Genomic DNA, 19,304 nt, shown 5'->3' with positions numbered 1-19,304 from the left:
TCCAGTTAGGAAATAAAAAAATTTCCCGGGTAAGCGCAAGAAATGACAAGTTCAGTACCACATTCCACCAACAAGCGACTGATTTCTTCATTATCCTTCGCTCTGGTTTAATCATTATTTCTTCTTTAGAAGGCTTCGTATGGGAAATTATCGTATTCATTAAAAGACCTAAACGCTGATATAACAACGATTTCGCATAAAAAATGTCTACGAGAATTTTCGGTGTTTTATCAACCACTTAGGTTTCCCAGAGTTCAAATTGGATAGTATCTTATCGTTATTAATTGTTAGGCTGCTTTATTTTCAAATTTTCTTATCATATTTTGATTTTAATAGTATGACGTGAAGAATAAAATGATTAAATTTAGACCCTATTCGATAGTCTGGTTTTTAGTTATTGAATCCGGAACTTTTTCAAGATCGAAACCTTTATTCAAACACAATCTTTGCTTTGATGAAGTAATCGAATAAAATGTTATAAATTTTACACAAAAAGATATTTATGTAAATGTTATACTAAATTTGTAAGGACCAATTTTAACTAGGGAGAGGGATTTTGCTATGTCCGAAAACAAGCAATTTATTGTTAATGAAAATGATGTGAAATTTTCCGTTATAATACCCGCTCATAATGAAGAAAAGTATATAGGTGGATGCCTAGATTCAATTGCAAAAGCTGCACAACTTTATAAAAATCAAGTTGAAGTGATTGTGGTGCTTAACCGTTGTACAGATAGAACAGAGGAAATTGCAAAGTCATACAATTGTGTAACATTGGTAAATGAAGATAAAAATTTATCCAAAATTAGAAATGCGGGAGCTGCTTTAGCAAAAGGTGAAATCTTGATTACAATCGATGCAGATACTCGAATGACTGAACATTTTTTATCCGAAGTTGAAAAGCATCTAGCTTCTAATCAATACATTGGAGGAGGAGTAAACGGAAATTTCGAGAGAGTGTCGCTTGGAATCATTGTTTCAACCATGCTATTGATAGTTCCCTTATTGTTTAAATATGGTTTTATTTCTGTAGGGATTTTTTGGTGCTATAGAAAGGATTTCCAAGCAATTAAAGGTTTTAATGAGAAGATGCTTATGGCTGAAGATGCTGATTTTGCAAAACGATTAAAACAATTAGGAAAAACAAATGGAAAAAAATACGGAACAATAAAGAATGGTATGATCACTTCTTGCAGGCGTTTCGATCATTATGGGGACTGGATTTTACTTAAACGACCTAGTTTGATTTTAGCTTACTTAAAAGGCAATAATCATAAGGCTGCAAATGAAGCCTATTATGAAGATCAAGCAAGATGATGAATAAACGCAATGATTTTATTACCCTTTAAAAGGGTAACAAAGATGCAGGATAAAATAGTTTCATTTGAAGTAAGCGTATTCAACCTAACCGTAACCAGGTACTCATTCGAGCGCCTGGTTTTTAGTTTATTGCTTCTAGAAATTTACCAAAATGAAACCCTTTATCGCCTTTACCAAAGTAACGCACTCAATTGTTGAACAGTCCTATATTTAAGGCTCAACATCATTCAGACACTATTGTTGAATAAAATAATATAAGTGATGACAGGTTACTGCTACTACCTCTAGTCTTAGTACCTCTCTAAGCATTTTTGTTGCACAAAAAATATCTGTGGATGTAAATGATTTGAACTGCGACTATATGCAAGTGGAATAAATATACATAGAGATGAAATGATGTTGATACACGTATTAAAGTGTGTTACTTTAAATGGTAATAATAGTTAAAGGAGGCGTTTTATGTGATTAAGAAATTATTAGTAAAGGGCAAATTTTTAAAGGGGAAAACGCATAGCTAGCCCTCTAAACTGCGAAACCCCCTACTTTTGAAAGGGGTATTATTTTGAGCGAATCATCAACAGAGATTTCCATTCGTCATTTCAAACATGAAGATATGCCTTTACTTGGCGAGTTATATCAATTAGTAACTGCAAAAGAAAATGCAACGTTTTGGTGGGTCGGTGATGAAGATAATTGGCGTAACGTTTATTGTGCATTTGAAAATGGAAAAATGGTCGCTAAGGGGCAAGTAAGCATAATTAACGTTGTCCCCCCTGGTCGTTCAAAAGAAAACAATCACTCTCTATACATTAATCTTAAAACTATTCCCGAAAGAGAAAGTGACTTTGATTTACTCGATAAAGTCTATCAGTATCTTTTCTTTAGAGCCAATCAATTAAAGGATAACCTACCTAAAGAATATGGAACAATACTTTGTGTTGGTAACGATTCAACAGAAACAGCAAACAATCAATTTTTTATCCAAAAAGGATTCCGTCATCTGAACAGTTTGTTTCGCATGAATCGTGACTTGAATAAACCTATTCCTGAATTATTTCTCCAAGAAGGCTTTCAATTTTCGAATTGGAAGATGGAGACATCTCGCGAGGAAAGAGATTACCTAGATGTAGAAGCTGAAATTTGGCCTGACACTCCACTAGGACTTAATAGATTAACTGAATACAAGAAAAACAAACTATGGACATCGATGATCATACGTCAAGAAGATACCCTTGTGGGCGGACTAATGGTATGGCGAGAGAATGACTATGGTGTAATAGAGGATGTTTTTGTCCGTGAACCATGGAGGAAGCGCGGCATCGCTAAGTTTTTGCTTACACAAGCTTTGGGTTATCTAAAATCTCATCAGATACATTCCGCTACCCTCATGGTATTAACTACAAATAAGTCCGCTTTATCTTTATACGAATCTGTTGGATTTTATACGGCTAATGAAGAGATAAGGTACTTTACAACACTGAATTAGATTAAAAAAAGAGGGGTAATCCGCCCCTCTTTTTTTTTCCGCTAATACAATCCAGATTTAATTGTCCTTCTGAAACACATTGAATAGTACTCCACATACGTGGTATAAATTGCATCTGGCAAGGATTCGTAAGTTAGATCTTCGCTATCCATTTCATAGTCACATGATCTTTTATCATTGTTCTGGTTCCTCACAAAATCATTTAAGTAACTTTTTAAGAACAAATCTTTTGTTAATCAATAAATTCTAAACCAATTATTCAATTCTAATTTAGGACATGTTAACAAGAAAAGTTACAAGCGACACAATCAGTATTGTGATTATGTATAACGATATATAACAAAAAGCCATCTATCTAATTAATTTCGATAGATGGCCATTTTTTACTTGTCAAATCAAATTTATGCAGCTGGGACGTTTATCACGAATACTTTTGGATTTCCAACATTAGATATTGTATCGGTATCAGTTTGAGCCTGCCCTTGTACTTGAGCTTGTAGCTGCGCTGAAATTTGAGCTTGTAGCTGGGCTTGAATTTGTGCTTGAGCTTGAATTTGTGCTTGAAGCTGAGCCTGAACTTGAGCTTGTGCCTGAATTTGAGCTTGCAGTTGCGCTTGAATTTGGGCCTGAGCTTGCACTTGTGCTTGTAGCTGTTCTTGCTGTTGCTCGATTTTTTGGAGTTGTACAAGAATATCTAATAAAGTATTCTCTGTATAATGACCATGTCCTTCATAATCATCATACCTTTTCTCCTTGTAATGGCACATACATTTATATCCTTTGCATTTACAATTCCCCATAAAATCACCTCCTCTCAATGTGTTCCTTCTATATTATGTTTAAGAACAACTATAGTAAGGGCAAGTGTTTGTTACGCATTTTTTCAATAAATTATTATTTGAATATACATCCAAATTAATATCAATAGATAAGTTAAACGTCCTTAGAAAACTTTCAGACTATGTAAATGGTTTTCAATACAGCTTCAAGATATATAATTGCATTACAAATATCTAATAAAATACAAAAAACCAGATTCCATTGAATATGGAATCTGGTTTCAACACATTTGGGAACATTATTAACGGTAGTTCCTAGTGTATAAAAATTATTAATCTTGATATAGGTGTAACTAAACGAGTTAACCAAATTGACTTTTTTACATCTGTCTTTGTTAAAGAAATATCAGTTAAATGAAATGTAACTACCTTTTAACATTTACTACTTTGTATCCAACAAATAAGATGATAAACCAAACTGGTGCGACATATAGGGCAACACGCATATCCGGAATAAATGCCATTAACACAATGACCATTAATAAGAATGCAATGGCAAGATAAGTAGAAAGTGGATAGAGCGGAATTTTGAATTTCAGTTCCGCTACTTCCTCTTTCGTTTTTGACTTTCTAAATTTCAATTGGGCTAATAAAATAATCATCCAGCTCGTTATGACTGCAACAGTCGCAACAGCAGAAATATAGATGAACACTTTTTCAGGTACTACATAGTTTAAGACAACCGCAATTAATAACATCGCTGAAGAAAATAATATCCCTCTTCGCGGACTACCGTTTTTACTTACTGTTTTAAAATATTTTGGACCATTTTTTTGTACTGATAAGTTGTGTAGCATACGTCCTGAACCATATAAACCACTATTAAATGCGGACATTGCTGCTGTAATGACAACAAAGTTAATAATGTGAGCCGCAGCAGGGATACCAACGTAATCGAAAATTTGAACGAATGGGCTACCTTCTGAACCAACTTCGTTCCAAGGATAAATAACCATCATAACGCCTAATGCACCAATATAGAAAATTAAAATACGCCAAACGATATTGTTAATAGCTGAAGGAATTGACTTCCTAGGATTTTTGGCTTCTCCTGCGGAAATACCAACTAACTCAACCCCACCGAATGAGAACATAACTAATACTAGTGACATTAAAATACCATGGAATCCGTTTGGCATGAAGCCACCGTGTGCCCATAAATTGTCGAAGCCAATTGCTTCACCGTGGTTACCAACACCAAAGAAAATAATAGCTAATCCTAGAACGATCATACCGATAATCGCCACAACTTTAATCATCGCAAACCAGAATTCGAATTCTCCGTAAGCTTTTACATTTGCTAAGTTTACAAGCGTCATAATAACAAGTACTACAAGGGCAGTTACCCATTGTGGGATATCAGGGAACCAGTAGTTAATATATACACCGACTACTGTTAATTCTGCCATACCAACGACTATCCACATGAACCAATACGTCCAACCAGATAAGAACCCTGCAAAGCGTCCTAAATATTTATTCGCGTACGTACTGAATGAGCCTGACACAGGTTCCTCTACTGCCATTTCGCCTAATGCTCTCATAATTGTGAAAATAACTAATCCGCCAATTAAATAAGCTAGTAAAATAGATGGCCCAGCCATTTGAATGGTTGAACTAGAGCCATAAAATAAACCGACCCCAATGGATCCGCCAAGTGCAATTAATTGTATGTGCCGCGTACTTAATCCGCGCTTTAGCTGTGAATCTTGATGATTGTCTTTCATAATGACTAACTCCTATTACGTTTAGATTTTCAAATACTTGCTCAAAAAAGGAATAAAAAAAACGCCCTTTTGGATTAACCAAAAGGACGATTCAACTCGTGTTACCACCTTTAATTTATAAGCAATTCACATTACTTACCTTAAGAAGTACGGTCAATTGACGATACTCTCGCACATGATTACGGGTGCTCACCGGCGTAGCCTACTAAGAATAATCTTTTCGGTACACAGCTCCAAGATGAATTCTCAATCGTTTTACATGCACCTCTCATCAACCGGTAACTTTCTGTTCGTAAAAATAATTGATACTATTTCTTTTCATTGCCTTTGTTCTATACAAATATTTTTGAATTGTTTTTCATTTTACAGCAAAAAATTATATTGTCAATATAATTTTTAAAATTTCTTCATAACCTGCTTAAATTACCTATAACATTTTACTATAGTACAACTTACCACTTAAAATTTCTTTTAAGCATACTCTTTTGTTTAATAAGAGCCTTAAATACTATCCTACACTTCTTACAGAATAGAAAACGAGAATACTAAGTACTGCAAAGAGTTGAATGAAAATTCCCACCACGCTACAAATTAAACCGGAAATAGCTAATCCACTACCACTTTGGTTATTTTGTACAATTTCTTTTGTCGCTTTTCTAGCCACTAAAACACCTATACAACCCAAAAACAAACCGATAAATGGTATTAAGATTGAAAGAATACCAAGAGTTAAAGAAATTACCGAATTACTATTTGTTTGAGCATTTCTAACCATTTAGATTTCCCCCTTTACAACCTTATATTACCACAATATACCATGCAAACTATTCCAGTAAAATTCCCCTTTAGTTTAAGTGAAAATCCTCACAATTTCTTTGCTCCAATAATGATTTTCTTTAAATGTGTTACTCACTGAAAAAGGCACATTGGACTTGGTATTCCGATCTGCATAATTCTCCCCTAAACGATTATTAAGAAAGGATATTTGTTCATTGTTGCCTCTGCGAGAATGAAGTAAAAAATAAAAAGCCATTCAAAATAAATGGCTTAATCATTTCAGCACGATACCCATTAGTACTATTGTTGTTCTCCACGAAGGAAACCATCAATCTTTTTCCGCACTATTGCGGGAGGAATTAGTTGAATATGGTCACCTTTATCATCACATGTAAAAATTCCTTTGAAAACTTCCGGCATGGCATCGTACTGTTTTTTTAATTGTTCATTAAATTTTTTGAAGCAGTCATATGGATAGTTTTCCAGCAAGTAAGGCATCAGAAAAGATGATCGTAAAATTTCATATTCCTGATAATTATATGGAGTACTTTCGGCACGCTTTTTTAAGATTTCCAACATCTTATTCATTAATATGGCAACTTCTTCTTCGCTTGCAAAGGCAGCATATCCTCTAATGGCCGTAAGTCGCATATCCAAATATCGCTCTTTTTTATACACTTTTAGAAAAAAGTCCTTTCCGTTCTCAGGCAAGTCAAATACGAATTGCTTTAATAATGCGTTTCGTTTGGCAATATCCTTTGTATGAAAGTATGTTTCCATTGTTGTATTTCTTTCATCCATATATCTCACTTCCATTCCTAAGCTAAAAGGCTACATCTTGTTTTTCAAATAGACTAAGCTTAATAGTTACTGTGTTTCTGATACCTCATGGCTTTACGATATTTAGTTTGTGAAGAGTTAATCTTTTAAAATTAATTTTAACATAAATATCCAACAAACAAATTACCACAAGGAAAAATTTGAAAGAGAAAGTTTAATAATAATCTAAAAAACTGACAACCAATGTTGCCAGTAAAAAAAGATGTTACCTACCCTTATGTTTATTTTTAGCCTTTTGAACCTTGATATTCCTAATATACTCTTTACGTTCTTCTTTCAGTCGTTTGCTGGTAACAGATTTTTCTTTTTTTCTGAGTTCAAATTCTGCTTTAAGAGCTTCTTCAGCCTTAGTTGAAATACTAGGTTTTTTAAGTTCTTTAGCAACTTTTCTTTGAAGTCTTTTTGGATTGATTTTTTTTACTGTATCTTGTTTGATCGGTATTCCACCATGTTTATCATTATTGATAAAATCAAACAAGTTTTTATTTACAAAATCTAAGACTTCGTGGTCCTTAGGTTCATTGCCGAAAACATACCTATATGCTTTGTATTTGTTTTCAGAAATGTTTTCTATTAGCCCTATATAAAATTGGCCATCATAATAAATGGTTAGTTTCATAGTAGGTCCCCCCTCATAATTTAAACTTGAATGATGGACATCCCGAGGAGGGGAAGGCTACTGACATCGTCATTTTGATGCATCCGGACTACCAACCGAATCGTGTTTTTTCATTCAATTATATATTATAAATAATTTAGTATTTTTTGTAATAAAAAATAAATATTTTGATTATAACTTGGCTTAAATTAGATAAAAAAGGAACTCTCATAAGATAAAGATCTAAACGGGGAACAAAACACCCTATTTTGGGTTCATTGAAATTACTTTTTATAGTTTAAATTTTAATGAATTAATCATACTTCAGTTTAAAGACTAAATGTTATGGCATAGTTCAGCACTATAAGTATATATTTGAGATATTGTCAAAAGATATTATTATGAAGTAGCACAAGACAGATTGTGATAGAAGGTGTTTATTCGGTGCTGATTGGAACAGTCTCTTTTTTTATATGTTGGCTTGCATTTTTATTTTTTTCTAATAAAAAGAAGTTCCCACTATATGTGTTCACATGCTACGTTGGTATTATTTTATCATTAATTGCGAATTTGATGATGTTTGTTTACCCTTTATGGGAATATCCAGGAACAAAGATCGAACAATTTTTTATTAATCTTCTAAATGGCTTTGGGATATACTTTGTGGTTATCTATTTTTTTCTACAGTCATTACCTAAAAAGGAAAATTTTTTATCTATTACACGACATATATTTTATTGGTCTATATTTGTCATTTTAATTGAACTGCTTTATTTGACTACAGGCTTTATTGAATATGGCTTATGGTGGAACTTAGGATTCTCCTATGTCACTGATTGTATTTTATTTATTATGTTCTACATCCATCATAAATGGGCATCAAATTATTTAACAGTAAAGAGAGATTAATTCCGAATCAGGAGGATCGTGATGCACCCCACTTGGCAAGAGGTTCAAGAATTGACACAACAATTTAGAAATATAAAAACAGAGTATTGGTTAAGTGAAAACGTTTTTACCTTGAGTTGGTGGATTCTTTCAGTTACATCTTTATGTTTATTAATCGTATGGATCATTATTTTAGATAAAAAAAGAATAATGGAGATTATCACATATGGATTTTTTGTAGGAACTATAGCAATATTGGCAGACATAGCAGGTTTTTGGTTAGGATTATGGCAATATCCAATTACAATAACACCTTTACATTTACCTATCGAAATCCACAGACTACAAATGCCTATAATTTATATGTTGTTTTACCAGTATTTTAAAACGTGGAAAGCTTTTACAATTGCAGCGATGGTAAATGCCTTTGTATTCTCTTTTTTATTGGAACCATTATTGGTGTGGTTACAAATATATGAACCCTATCATTGGAAATACACCTATTCATTTATAGCCTATTTTGTCATAGCTATTGTAATGAAATGGTTAATCAATAAATTTAAGCATTTGGACCAAAATTATCAGTAGTTAAGTTGTACATTAATTTACAAAAAAAACATCTTGCGCTTGAATATAGGGAAGATAAAAATTAAGAAAATAACAAATACCAAGTATTTTAGCCTTGGTATTTGTTTACTACTTCTAGACTTTTTAAAATTCATTCATAATTTTATTAATCCTTAGTTGAGTGCTTTCAACTAACTTTTGTAAGTTTTCCGTGATATCACTAACCTTTGTTACTTCATCAGTAATGTGCCCTACATAAGAGCTGACATCTTTTATAGCCTCATCTGAATTATTGGCTAATTTACGGACCTCATCGGCAACCACTGCAAATCCTTTCCCATGCTCCCCAGCACGTGCTGCTTCAATGGCTGCATTTAATGCTAATAAATTTGTTTGAGAAGCGATATACCTTATCTTTTTAGATACTTCACTTATTAATTTAGTTTCTTCTTTTAGAGAATTAAGTGCTTGAATGTTTTCATTAGATTTAGAAACAACCAAATTTCCTAATTCTGTAGATATATCATTTAATTGAGCTATAACATCCCTTGTTTTATTTTCACGTTCTGTAATATCTGTGGCAATCTTCAAAACATGACCTACATTTCCCTTGTCATTTAGAATTGGTATATAGGTAGCTTCAAGCCATAATAAATTCCCCCTTTTACCGACTCTCTGCATTTTTTGCTGGAACTTGATTCCTCTGCGAAGGTTATCCCATAATAAAACGTATTCTTTACTGTTTCTAAATTCTTGCGTACATAATTGTTTATGTTCCATATCTTTCATTTCATTCACTTCATATCCTAAAGTGCTAGAAAAGTTTTATTAACCCAAATTATTTCGCCTTGTAAATTAAACTCTATCATTGCTAAATTTAATTCAAGTGCAGATATAACTGCTTTTTCATTCAAAACTTGTATAGTTGCTATAAAAGTAGTGCTCAAACATTTAACCTCCATTACTTATGAACCAATTTTCTAAATTGAATTGATTATACCTTTTTTAATTCTTTTTTTCTATAAATTTCTTTATTTAGTTCAATTTGAGCACAATACTAATATTTTTATGTGTTTGTTAACATGTGCATTTGAATAACATAAAAAAGTCCAGGTACTCACTTACTTCTGAAACCTTATCAAAATCGGAACCTATATATGATACAAATTCTTAAAGTACCTGATGCAGTTTTTTCTAAGTAATGAACTTTGTAGCACATTCTAGGTTTTAACCACATATGTCTCTTTCTATATAGTTACTATTTGTTAGCGATTTACGAAAAGTTATCTTTTCCTCTTAATGAAGATATGAAGGTATGATTTAGCATACCGGCCAGATCCTAAGATATAGGGGTTGTATCTTTAAGTTTCTTATTATAAAATCTAACTAACGTTAGGTAATAATTTTGCTATTTGAAGGAAGGACTTTAATGAAGGTGTTAAAGTCATATTTTTTCCACAAATAATCTAACGAACGTTAGTTAATTTAATGTAACTAAATTAATTTTGAAGAAGGAGAGATTTTAATGGCTTGGTTTTATCTGATTCTTGGAGGTATCTTTGAAGTCGGCTGGGCACTTGGATTAAAGTACTCTGATGGCTTTACTAATATAAGTGTTCTAATTCCTACATTGTTGTTACTGGTGTTAAGTTTTTGGTGTTTTTCGAAAACATTAGTGGTTCTTCCTGTATCAACTGCCTATGCGGTCTTTACAGGACTAGGGGCCTTTGGAACAGCTATAGTAGGTATGACTTTGTTAGGTGATCCAGTGAGCTTTACAAAAGTTGTTTTAGTATTAATATTAATCAGCTGCATTATCGGTTTGAAAATAGTATCCAATGAAACAGAAACAGAAAGTGGTGATTAAAATATGGGATGGCTTTTTATAGTAATGGCAGGCATATTTGAAGTTGGAGGCATTATTAGCCTTAAATTAACTGAAGGATTTACAAAACTTAAACCGACAATATTGTTGATCATGTGCATGGGATTGAGCTTTTTCTTTCTTTCACTATCATTAAAAGAAATTCCTATTAGTATTGGCTATGGGCTGTGGACAGGTATTGGGGCAGCCGGTAGTGTGTTACTTGGTATGTTAATCTTTAATGAGCCGAAAAGTATAAAAAAATTAATGTTGGTTGGTGGTATTATAATTAGTATCGTAGGCCTTAAGCTTGTGTCCTAATTTGTATATACTTCTAAATGAGGTGAGGAAATGAAAAAAGGAGAAGAAACGAAACAAAACATTCTAGAACATGGATTAAGATTATTTTCCTCAAAAGGTTATGAGGAAACTTCCCTTAAAGATATCGCATCTAAAGTCAACATTAAGACACCTTCCATTTATGCTTATTTTTCAAGTAAAGATGAACTCTTTGAAAAAATAGTAGAATTTGTGATTGATGACTATGTAAAATTTATTGATGATCAAGCATCTACTATAGGTTCACTTTCCATTAAAGATCAGTTATATAAGTTGTTAGGAGAATTAAATGAATACTACTATATGAATGACAGAGGGGTTTTTCTTAAACGGTATGGGGTTTTCCCACCAGAAAGATTTAAAGAAATTATCACTCAAAAAAACAGTATGGTTGAAAATAAAATTAGAAAATTACTTTATATGATTTTAGATGTTAAATCAGACGATCATCAGTTTATCGAAAAAGAAAACATTGCAACATCTTTTATTTGTCTCCTAGATGGAATGTTGTTCTATCTCATGAATTATTCATTTGAAGAATATGAAAGAAGACTAACATCTACTTGGAAAGTATTCTGGAAAGGAATATTGAAATAGATGTCCACTGCTTCTGGGTGACAGAGTATAATAAGATTCGCTACATAAAATTCTTATTTATTGTATAAACTTTGATATCCGTCCAGAGAAGATGTTTCTTAGATTAGGGAGAAGGATTTACCTTCCCCTATCTTTACTTAAAGTTCAACTAACGAGAAAGTCTACTGCATAACCACCTGTATCTAATTTCTTTCCAATAGCATTGGCTAATACAATTTCCTTTGTTCACAGTCCAGTCCATTTCATTCATCCTTTCTGAACAATATCTTTTCAACTAACCACTTTCCTCTACCTAATACTCCTCCAGCTCTTGGCTTTATTTGTTCAGCCATTCAAGATCCAGCACAATCAAAGCCAGCTTACCTTACTTGTATTAAACCTTGATTCCAAAGCGTAATAAACGTTTCTTTTGGTGTTGTGTAATATCAAATTTAACGATTTCATGAACCTCACCAGTGAATAACATGAATCTACTCTCTACTTTCCTTACTATTTAATCGTCACCTCTGCCCTCGGTGCTTCGAATAAAACCTGCTATAAGCGTTTTCGCACAAAAAAAACACTCGCCATGTAAACGAGTGTTTCAAGTCTTTTATGACAACCACTTAGGTGGTGTGTTTTTTTCCCAATAGATATCGCCCAGGTTGTAGTGTGCCATGAAGTTGTCCTCTGCACTGTGGTAATGGAAGTTGTAATAGTACCCTTCCTGTGGCCTTTTTTCTGTACGCACATGGAAGCGAATTAGATCTGTTCCAGTTTCATTATTGATAACATTGAAAATTTTCTCACCATAATGACCACTTGGCTTTTCAGAGATAGTTAATGAAGCTAGGGATTGCTCGTCCAAAGTAGCAACTGTCATCGCAATGGCTTCCTCCATTTTTGGGAAGATGATGTTGTCGAATTCATGACTAATTTTTGGACCAATTTTTGTGCCAAACTTTATGTACGATTGCTCTCTAGCTGCATCCATGAGTAAGGCATTATAGTCAATCTCTTCCTCTTGTATCTGTAGCTGCTCGTCACTGCTATCCTCACGTTCAGCAGCTAGTGCTGTGCTTGTCCCAGCAGCAGGGCCAATGGATGCACGGTTCGAAGGATTTTGATCGAGTGCATCCCAAATCTCATGGGTAGGCGTGATTAAACCAAATGTTAAAAACGCAACCATGATGACTATACTTTTTTTAACCCACGTTTTCATTTTATCACCTACGCTTTATGTACAAATTGGTAATTCTCCTATTATTATATACGTTCTGGCCATTAAAAGGTTTCATATTTCTATAATTCATTGTACAATATTTATGAATAATGTGTCGTTTTTTTAAAGGAGGTACAAAGCATGGACATCGTAATGGGTATTGGACTTTTATTAATGTTAGGTTATTTATCATCTTTATGCTTTACGGACTAATTTAGTCAATTTGCATCATTCAAATGTAACATGACGCGTTCAAGGCTTTGCTATTATTTTTAAGTTCATACTATGGTGAAAAGCGGCATGTGTACAGGAATGTTTGAGTAAGAATGATTGGAGCTAATACAGTGGCTCCAATCTTTTTTTGGTTTTATATCAAAATAAACCGTAGACAATCACCTATCGTGAGCTTCTACGGTTTGTTTATGCTAGCCTTTACTATTAAAAATCTGAACCCGTAATTTCCTTCAGCTTCCCGTTTTCTTTAATCTTTTTAAGGCCTTCGTTTAATTTATCTAAAAGCTCTTTATTCCCCTTTTGAACCATAAAGCCATAATATTCTTTTTCAAAGGAATCATCTTTAATTACTTTTAGCTTGTCATTTGGATGTGCTTTGATATATTCGTAAACGACTGAATTATCACCAATTGCTGCATCTACGTTGCCATTCAGCATCTCCTGTATAGCGATTGGTTGATTTTCAAATGCAAAAATATTTGGACTTGATTCACCCTGTAATTTTTTAGCAGCCATATGACCAGTAGCATTAATTTGGACGGAAATCTTTTTATCTTTTAATTCATCCAACGATTTAATTTTTGAATCTTCTTTCACGACGATTAATAATTGAGATTCATAATACGGCTCTGTAAAATCAAATGTTTCTTTACGCTCGTCCGTAATGGTAATTCCTGCACCACCGATATCCGTCTCACCATTTTTAATTGTTTGGAATACTGGCTCCCAACCAATACTTTCCCACTTCACGTCAAAATCCATTTCATCCGCGATAGCTTGTAGAACATCCACATCAATTCCTACAATATTTCCTTTATCGTCGAGTGAGACAATAGGAGCAAATGTAGCTTCTGTTCCTACCTTATACACTTTTTTACCTTCTCCATCTCCTGACGATGAATTTTCTTTTGCACCACAGCCCGCTAAAACGAGTGTGAAGGCTGCCACAATTGTGAGTACCACCATTAACTTTCTTTTCATAGCCCATCCCCCTATTCTATTTTTCCATAATGCGTATTATTTTTCGCAATTCGGAAATATAAGACTATTAGGTAAATTATAAAGACATCATTCTCATTAGACAATACTTTTTTGTATAAACATAATATTTTCTTTATATTAATTCATATTTTTAGTATATAAAGGATTTATTGGTAAGGTACTCATGGTATAGCCTATCCCTATACATAATAAAAAGAATCCCTCTAAAGGGATTCTTCATCGTATCGGTTGTTCAAAATTCCAATTTGTATAAATGACAGCTGCCTGAACTGGTTGTGAGGAAGTATTTTCTGTAAAGCCACTTATTAAATTACCTACTCTAAAGGTAGGCTCAAATAATTGTTCTTCCTTAGGTGGTGCTGTTGGACCATCGATTCCAATTCTAGTTTCATCTGTCACGACGACTTCCATTCCATTATCTAGTGTAAAGCTCAGCCCATCCTCTCCAACTGCTGTAATGATTCCTTCGATATTTACTAATGCTTTTGCTGCAGGTGCAGAATGATCCGCTACAATTCTTTCCGTTAAATCAATTGTTGTATCATTGTTTGTATGAACCATAGCAACTACTGCAATCACTGCACAGGCAACTAAACTTGCCACACTTATTCTTACTTTTTTCATAAAGGCCCTCTTTTCTTTCTTTTCATATGCCAACATCTCTTTCTGCATCTTATCCTTAAATTCCTCCGAAGCATGAATCTGCTTCATCACATTCTTATAAGCATTCATCATACTTTACTCCCCTCTTCTAATATCGTTTTCAGCTTCATTCGTGCCCTTCGTAGCTTGGAGCCTACTGTGTTGACATTTATCTCTAATAAATTGGCAATTTCTGCAGTTGTGTAGCCTTCATAATAATGTAAATAAACAATGGCTCTCTCTTTAGGATGAAGCTCAAAAATTTCAGCAAGAACGATTTGCTCCTCTTTTGCGATAAAGGACATGTCTTCGGTAATTGGAACCGTTTTCTTCACACGAGAAGATTTAAAATAATCCTTGCATTTATTGAATGTCACTTTTATAAGCCAAGCCTTTAAATGCGATTCATTAGCGAAAGGCTTTTTCTGTTTCATCAGTGTCATATAAACCTCTTGTACAATATCCTCCGCCTCAGACATACTTTTTGTCTGTTGCACAGCAATTCGTATAAGCATGTCACTATAGGTTTGAACAATTTCTTGAACACACAAGCCAGCAAACGTTATCATATTTCACCTAACCTCCTTCATGTCATAATACGATTCAACTTCATTTATTCGTGCAACGGATCATTTAAATAAAAAAAGAGACAAAAATATGTAAAACCCCGCGAACAATATGAGGTTCGCGGGGTTGTCTATCGTTATTGCCAAGCCTGATTGTCAAACTGCCACTCTTTAAAAAATTCATTCTCATCTAAAATGACTTCATAAACAGGATTAAAAAAGTGTTTCAGTACGCCTGATATTTCAAGCGTAGGATTTAATTCGATGGTAAAGTGATGTCGATCAAATAATTCCTCAATATATTCCTGTAAAGCACGCCCTTCAATGTTTTGCGTTTGGATCAGTGAAAGTACATCTTCTATGGCCTTTGCAGTCTTCTCTAACGCTGGATATTGATATATTTCTATAAATTTTTGTGCAAGCACAAACTCCGTTGGATATGTATAAAGTACCGCAGCCTTACAATCTAGCAAGCTTGGGAAAATAATTGTTTTCGGCATCACTCGCGCGCTTTCATTAAAGGTAATTTTTACTTCTATGTATGTGGTCATCTGAGCCAATGCTACTGGTATTGTTATATGAATACTATTATCCGTTAATATAGACTCTATCTTTTCTGCAAACCATTCAATCCCATCCTCAACTGTCATCAAACAAATTTCCTTCAATGCCTGATTGACAATGTCATGCTGATGGATGCTTTTTCTAGCTGTTAGTGTAAGTACGTTTGAATGCTTTACCAGCCCATCTGTTAATGCAAATAATAATGTATCTCCATCTAGATAAAATTGATCGTCATAGGATGATCCAGCTAGGCGATATAGTAGCCGTTCTTGACAATAAAGTGAAACGAGCTTCTGCAAATTTTCTTGCCGTGATTCAGCTAAATTTATTAATTGAGCTGCTACATTTGTTGAAAGAGTATTGATATTTTCCATAGACATCCCTCACCTTTTTGATTTTTCAGATTTCTTATTCGGAATTTAGATTTTTACTAAAATTCATACTTTTATTATTACTTATTTTCTGAATGGAGTAAACGGTAATGTATACCAATATAGTATGTATAAAAAAATAGCCTGTCGTTAAAAAGCACGACAGGCTATACAATTAGACAAGGGGCAGCCTCGCTTGTGCGAAACCACCCCTTTAGTATTTATAGGTAACATTTTCGTAAATTGTAAAAGTCTCAACCCAATCATCTGGGGAATATTATCTTGAAACAGTATTCGTTTCATTACCGCGGTAAAATTCCACTGTGAGCTTTCTAACTTAAGCAACGCAAACCCTACCATCTTTTGCGTCCTTGCAGCCCCAAAGCATGCGCCAGTGTGAATAAGTATCTACAAAAACAAAAAGCAGAATGCCAGATTACGGAAATATGCCACCTAAAATAGCATGTGTATTATTATAACATCTAATTTCATAAAAGTAAATACGTAATTGACGAAAAACTTTTAATGGTAATATTAAATTTCCCGCATTTTGATAGAACCAATAAAATCCAAGTGAAATGCTTCATGATGCATATGTTGAATCTGTCCTTCATACTTCACATCATATAATAAAACCACTGTATTATAGGTTTTGGGTAACTCCTTCCCTATTTTTTCTATTAATTGATGTTTAAACTGCTGAGCATAGGAGAATTCATCACGTATAAGTTGCCCTAGTTGATTAGAAGAAACCTCATCAAATAATGCCTCACAGAAATCCTCATCGAATGTTAAACCAAAATCATATTCAAATTGATTATAGAACTCATCATATAGCGCCTTAAAAGCCTCTTCACAGGGACGGTGCTCATTTTTTGCTAAAAAAAGCTGCTTAAGCTTTTGTGAAAATGCTTCGTCCGTTTCCTCTTCACCTTGATAAACTGTATTAAGATAGGTAGCTAGCTGTTCTTCATTAGTAAAATTACCTGCCCAAATGGATACATAGCCTTCGTTTTCATAATTCATGGTCTCATTCCTTTCTTGAATAAATCAAGGCACCGCCTGAGCCCATGATTAGTAAATGTTTGCCGGATGGAGAGAAGCCACATTTAATTACACCATCTAATCGCTGTACATCAATAGCCGTTGCATTTTTTAAATATTCATAATGTGTCGTATAAAGATGATCAAGCACTACCGTAGCACGGGGCCACCAAGGATAAATGACCTCCACATGCCAGCCATCTGTTGTCATATGGATCCCATCTCCTGCTTCAAAGCCAAAAATAGGAATCGGTTGCTTAGATATTGGCAGCTGAAACGTTAAACGGTCATCACTTATGCTGTCGTCTGTACGATCTGCATCACGTTCTCTAGTAAGGCGACGACCTGTTATAGGCTCTGTGACACTATAGCCTGATCCACTAATGAGTACGATGTTTTCATCAGGATCCCACCCACAAGCCAGGACACCATTCGCTAGGACGATGGTTTCATGTATCCAGGGACTTGGAGGTTTCGTGCCTTTCAAAGCCTGTGCTTTTGCCAGCAAATCTAATTCAAATGGGGTTCTTATTTCATTTTTAGCCATATTATTCCAGCCTCTTTTCTCTAACGATATAATAAATAGAGGCCTGTCTCAAGAACAAGCCTCTATACGTTTAAAACACCATAATGAAATTTAGCGGTGATCCGTTCATATTGCTGAAAACCATAGATCGCAAACCATTCCGAACGAAAATGCGCCTTTAACACGACACGCTTTTTCGCCACACGCTTGGCTTCATGGACCCATTCATCTGTTAATGTGACATGTTCTCCTGCTTGCCGTAGTGCTTGGAAATTATTAGCCTCTTCAATAACCTCTTCAAACATCGGGTCCATATAGACTACGTCAAACGCATTGTCTGGTAAGGTTTTTAAATAATGAATAGCCTCTGACTGAATGACCTCAATTTGTCGCATGCAGGCAGTTAATGGTAACTCAGCCGTATCATAGGCTTGCATCCCTTGTCTAACAATAAACGCTACATTTGGATTCGCCTCTAGTCCCACTACACGACCTGCTTCCCCCACTGTATAAGCTGCTAGCATGGCATCCGCCGCTAGCCCTAGCGTACAATCCAACACCGAATCACCCTGTTGGAGCTGTGCCGCTTCCAAAAAAGGCTCTGTCTCACCACGTGCAACGCGCTTTAAACGAAAGGCCGCAGAATTGGGATGAAAGAAAAATGGCTCCTGTGCCCCATAGGCATAATAGTCATAACGATTTTTCCCCGCCACCATCACATGGGCCTGCAATGCCTGTGACATCTTGTGAATAGATCGCTTCTTTCTTGGCTCAAATGTAGCGCCTAATTCTTGACATGCAAAAGCAGCGAGCGCCATCGATACCTCGTCTGGTCTGCCCGCTGTCGTCACTATCGTATTTAGTTCTCGCATGTTTGCTCTAACACGCCAGTTAAATGAGAAACAATTTGCTCCACAGGGAAGCCTTCAATTTGTTCACGTGGAATAAAGTAAGCCAATTGCCCATCCTTTAAAATCGCCATAGAAGGTGAGCTTGGTGGCACATCTTCAAAATAAGCACGCATTGCCGCAGTTGCTTCTGGGTCTTGCCCTGCAAACACCGTCACTAAATTGTCTGGCTTCACCGCTGCAATCGCCTCACGCGCTGCCGGACGAGCAAGTCCTGCTGCACAACCGCATACTGAGTTAATCACCACTAACGAAGTCCCCTTCGTCTCTGCCATAAATTCATTCACCGCATCAGCAGTCGTTAGCTCCTTAAATCCAGCCTCCACAAGCTCCTCACGCATCGGCTTTACTACCTGCTTCATATATTCATCATAAGCGTTCATGCTTTTACCCTCTTTCCTATG

Annotated in this window: 23 protein-coding genes, 1 pseudogene and 1 other annotated feature; of the genes and pseudogenes, 7 read left to right on the top strand and 17 right to left on the bottom strand. The window is 34.8% G+C overall.

Features of this window, described 5'->3' with window-relative positions; genetic code table 11:
• Positions 1-561: 561 nt before the first annotated feature.
• On the top strand, positions 562-1,317 hold the full coding sequence (locus RT445_RS02430; protein ID WP_274796992.1) for a glycosyltransferase: 756 nt from the start codon (positions 562-564) through the stop codon (positions 1,315-1,317).
• Between the two features lie 565 nt (positions 1,318-1,882).
• Positions 1,883-2,806: a GNAT family N-acetyltransferase gene (locus RT445_RS02425; protein ID WP_274796991.1), complete on the top strand. Its 924-nt coding sequence runs from the start codon at positions 1,883-1,885 to the stop codon at positions 2,804-2,806.
• A 401-nt stretch (positions 2,807-3,207) separates the two neighbouring features.
• Here RT445_RS02425 and RT445_RS02420 read toward each other — a convergent pair whose 3' ends face one another.
• The 5 genes from RT445_RS02420 to RT445_RS02400 form a co-directional block, all read right to left on the bottom strand.
• Positions 3,208-3,606: a hypothetical protein gene (locus RT445_RS02420; protein WP_274796990.1), complete on the bottom strand. Its 399-nt coding sequence runs from the start codon at positions 3,604-3,606 to the stop codon at positions 3,208-3,210.
• Between the two features lie 404 nt (positions 3,607-4,010).
• On the bottom strand, positions 4,011-5,372 hold the full coding sequence (locus RT445_RS02415) for an amino acid permease (protein ID WP_274796989.1): 1,362 nt from the start codon (positions 5,370-5,372) through the stop codon (positions 4,011-4,013).
• A gap of 79 nt (positions 5,373-5,451) precedes the next feature.
• Positions 5,452-5,703, bottom strand: a binding site (T-box leader).
• Positions 5,704-5,880: 177 nt separating this feature from the next.
• A complete protein-coding gene (locus tag RT445_RS02410) occupies positions 5,881-6,147 on the bottom strand; it encodes a DUF4190 domain-containing protein (protein ID WP_274796988.1) in 267 nt (88 codons plus the stop codon).
• 302 nt (positions 6,148-6,449) lie between these two features.
• Positions 6,450-6,950, bottom strand: coding sequence for a hypothetical protein (locus tag RT445_RS02405; protein ID WP_274796987.1), 501 nt, complete (start codon positions 6,948-6,950; stop codon positions 6,450-6,452).
• A 244-nt stretch (positions 6,951-7,194) separates the two neighbouring features.
• Positions 7,195-7,608 (bottom strand): YjdF family protein, encoded by a 414-nt coding sequence (locus RT445_RS02400; protein WP_274796986.1) that lies wholly within the window; start codon positions 7,606-7,608, stop codon positions 7,195-7,197.
• Between the two features lie 402 nt (positions 7,609-8,010).
• Between RT445_RS02400 and RT445_RS23655 the strand changes: the two genes are divergently transcribed.
• Both RT445_RS23655 and RT445_RS02395 read left to right on the top strand, forming a co-directional pair.
• Complete coding sequence (locus tag RT445_RS23655; RefSeq protein ID WP_396631787.1) at positions 8,011-8,496, top strand: CBO0543 family protein; 486 nt, start codon at positions 8,011-8,013, stop codon at positions 8,494-8,496.
• Positions 8,497-8,517: 21 nt separating this feature from the next.
• Positions 8,518-9,063, top strand: a complete 546-nt coding sequence (locus tag RT445_RS02395) for a CBO0543 family protein (protein ID WP_313469601.1) — start codon at positions 8,518-8,520, stop codon at positions 9,061-9,063.
• 123 nt (positions 9,064-9,186) lie between these two features.
• Here the strand turns inward: RT445_RS02395 and RT445_RS02390 are convergent, their stop codons facing one another.
• The 3 genes and pseudogenes from RT445_RS02390 to RT445_RS02385 form a co-directional block, all read right to left on the bottom strand.
• On the bottom strand, positions 9,187-9,633 hold the full coding sequence (locus RT445_RS02390) for a methyl-accepting chemotaxis protein (RefSeq protein WP_396631788.1): 447 nt from the start codon (positions 9,631-9,633) through the stop codon (positions 9,187-9,189).
• Between the two features lie 18 nt (positions 9,634-9,651).
• A pseudogene (locus tag RT445_RS23650) lies at positions 9,652-9,822 on the bottom strand (methyl-accepting chemotaxis protein); the annotation flags it as partial.
• Between the two features lie 26 nt (positions 9,823-9,848).
• The gene (locus RT445_RS02385) at positions 9,849-9,989 is read right to left on the bottom strand and encodes a hypothetical protein (RefSeq protein WP_313469597.1); all 141 of its coding nucleotides are present in this window, start codon (positions 9,987-9,989) and stop codon (positions 9,849-9,851) included.
• Positions 9,990-10,567: 578 nt separating this feature from the next.
• Between RT445_RS02385 and RT445_RS02380 the strand changes: the two genes are divergently transcribed.
• From RT445_RS02380 to RT445_RS02370, 3 genes are read left to right on the top strand one after another with little or no spacing between them, the layout of a single operon-like run.
• Complete coding sequence (locus RT445_RS02380) at positions 10,568-10,909, top strand: DMT family transporter (protein ID WP_313469595.1); 342 nt, start codon at positions 10,568-10,570, stop codon at positions 10,907-10,909.
• A 3-nt stretch (positions 10,910-10,912) separates the two neighbouring features.
• Entirely contained in the window at positions 10,913-11,227 is a 315-nt protein-coding gene (locus RT445_RS02375; protein WP_274796982.1) for a DMT family transporter, read from the top strand.
• 30 nt (positions 11,228-11,257) lie between these two features.
• A complete protein-coding gene (locus tag RT445_RS02370) occupies positions 11,258-11,842 on the top strand; it encodes a TetR/AcrR family transcriptional regulator (RefSeq protein ID WP_274796981.1) in 585 nt (194 codons plus the stop codon).
• Positions 11,843-12,434: 592 nt separating this feature from the next.
• On the opposite strand, the gene RT445_RS02365 is transcribed toward RT445_RS02370, so the two are convergent.
• The 9 genes from RT445_RS02365 to RT445_RS02325 form a co-directional block, all read right to left on the bottom strand.
• The gene (locus RT445_RS02365; protein WP_274796979.1) at positions 12,435-13,043 is read right to left on the bottom strand and encodes a YpjP family protein; all 609 of its coding nucleotides are present in this window, start codon (positions 13,041-13,043) and stop codon (positions 12,435-12,437) included.
• Between the two features lie 438 nt (positions 13,044-13,481).
• The gene (locus RT445_RS02360; RefSeq protein WP_313469593.1) at positions 13,482-14,258 is read right to left on the bottom strand and encodes a basic amino acid ABC transporter substrate-binding protein; all 777 of its coding nucleotides are present in this window, start codon (positions 14,256-14,258) and stop codon (positions 13,482-13,484) included.
• Positions 14,259-14,495: 237 nt separating this feature from the next.
• Positions 14,496-15,014: a hypothetical protein gene (locus RT445_RS02355; protein WP_274796976.1), complete on the bottom strand. Its 519-nt coding sequence runs from the start codon at positions 15,012-15,014 to the stop codon at positions 14,496-14,498.
• Complete coding sequence (locus tag RT445_RS02350; protein WP_274797313.1) at positions 15,011-15,490, bottom strand: RNA polymerase sigma factor; 480 nt, start codon at positions 15,488-15,490, stop codon at positions 15,011-15,013. The genes RT445_RS02355 and RT445_RS02350 overlap by 4 nt, the downstream gene beginning before the upstream one ends.
• A 134-nt stretch (positions 15,491-15,624) precedes the next feature.
• Positions 15,625-16,425, bottom strand: coding sequence for a nucleotidyl transferase AbiEii/AbiGii toxin family protein (locus RT445_RS02345; RefSeq protein WP_313469590.1), 801 nt, complete (start codon positions 16,423-16,425; stop codon positions 15,625-15,627).
• A 531-nt stretch (positions 16,426-16,956) separates the two neighbouring features.
• Positions 16,957-17,448 carry an immunity 22 family protein gene (locus RT445_RS02340; protein WP_313469588.1) on the bottom strand — a complete coding sequence of 164 codons (492 nt, stop codon included), beginning with the start codon at positions 17,446-17,448 and terminating at the stop codon, positions 16,957-16,959.
• A 4-nt stretch (positions 17,449-17,452) separates the two neighbouring features.
• A complete protein-coding gene (locus RT445_RS02335) occupies positions 17,453-18,013 on the bottom strand; it encodes a hypothetical protein (protein WP_274796973.1) in 561 nt (186 codons plus the stop codon).
• A gap of 62 nt (positions 18,014-18,075) precedes the next feature.
• Positions 18,076-18,864: a class I SAM-dependent methyltransferase gene (locus tag RT445_RS02330; protein ID WP_313469586.1), complete on the bottom strand. Its 789-nt coding sequence runs from the start codon at positions 18,862-18,864 to the stop codon at positions 18,076-18,078.
• Positions 18,852-19,283 (bottom strand): BrxA/BrxB family bacilliredoxin, encoded by a 432-nt coding sequence (locus RT445_RS02325; RefSeq protein ID WP_313469584.1) that lies wholly within the window; start codon positions 19,281-19,283, stop codon positions 18,852-18,854. The genes RT445_RS02330 and RT445_RS02325 overlap by 13 nt, the downstream gene beginning before the upstream one ends.
• Positions 19,284-19,304 lie beyond the last annotated feature (21 nt).

This window comes from Lysinibacillus sp. (genome assembly GCF_032093475.1).
In the GTDB taxonomy this organism is placed as follows: Bacteria; Bacillota; Bacilli; order Bacillales_A; family Planococcaceae; genus Lysinibacillus; species Lysinibacillus irui.
Note: the sequence above shows the minus strand (reverse complement) of the source record. Positions and strands in the feature narration are given on the sequence as shown.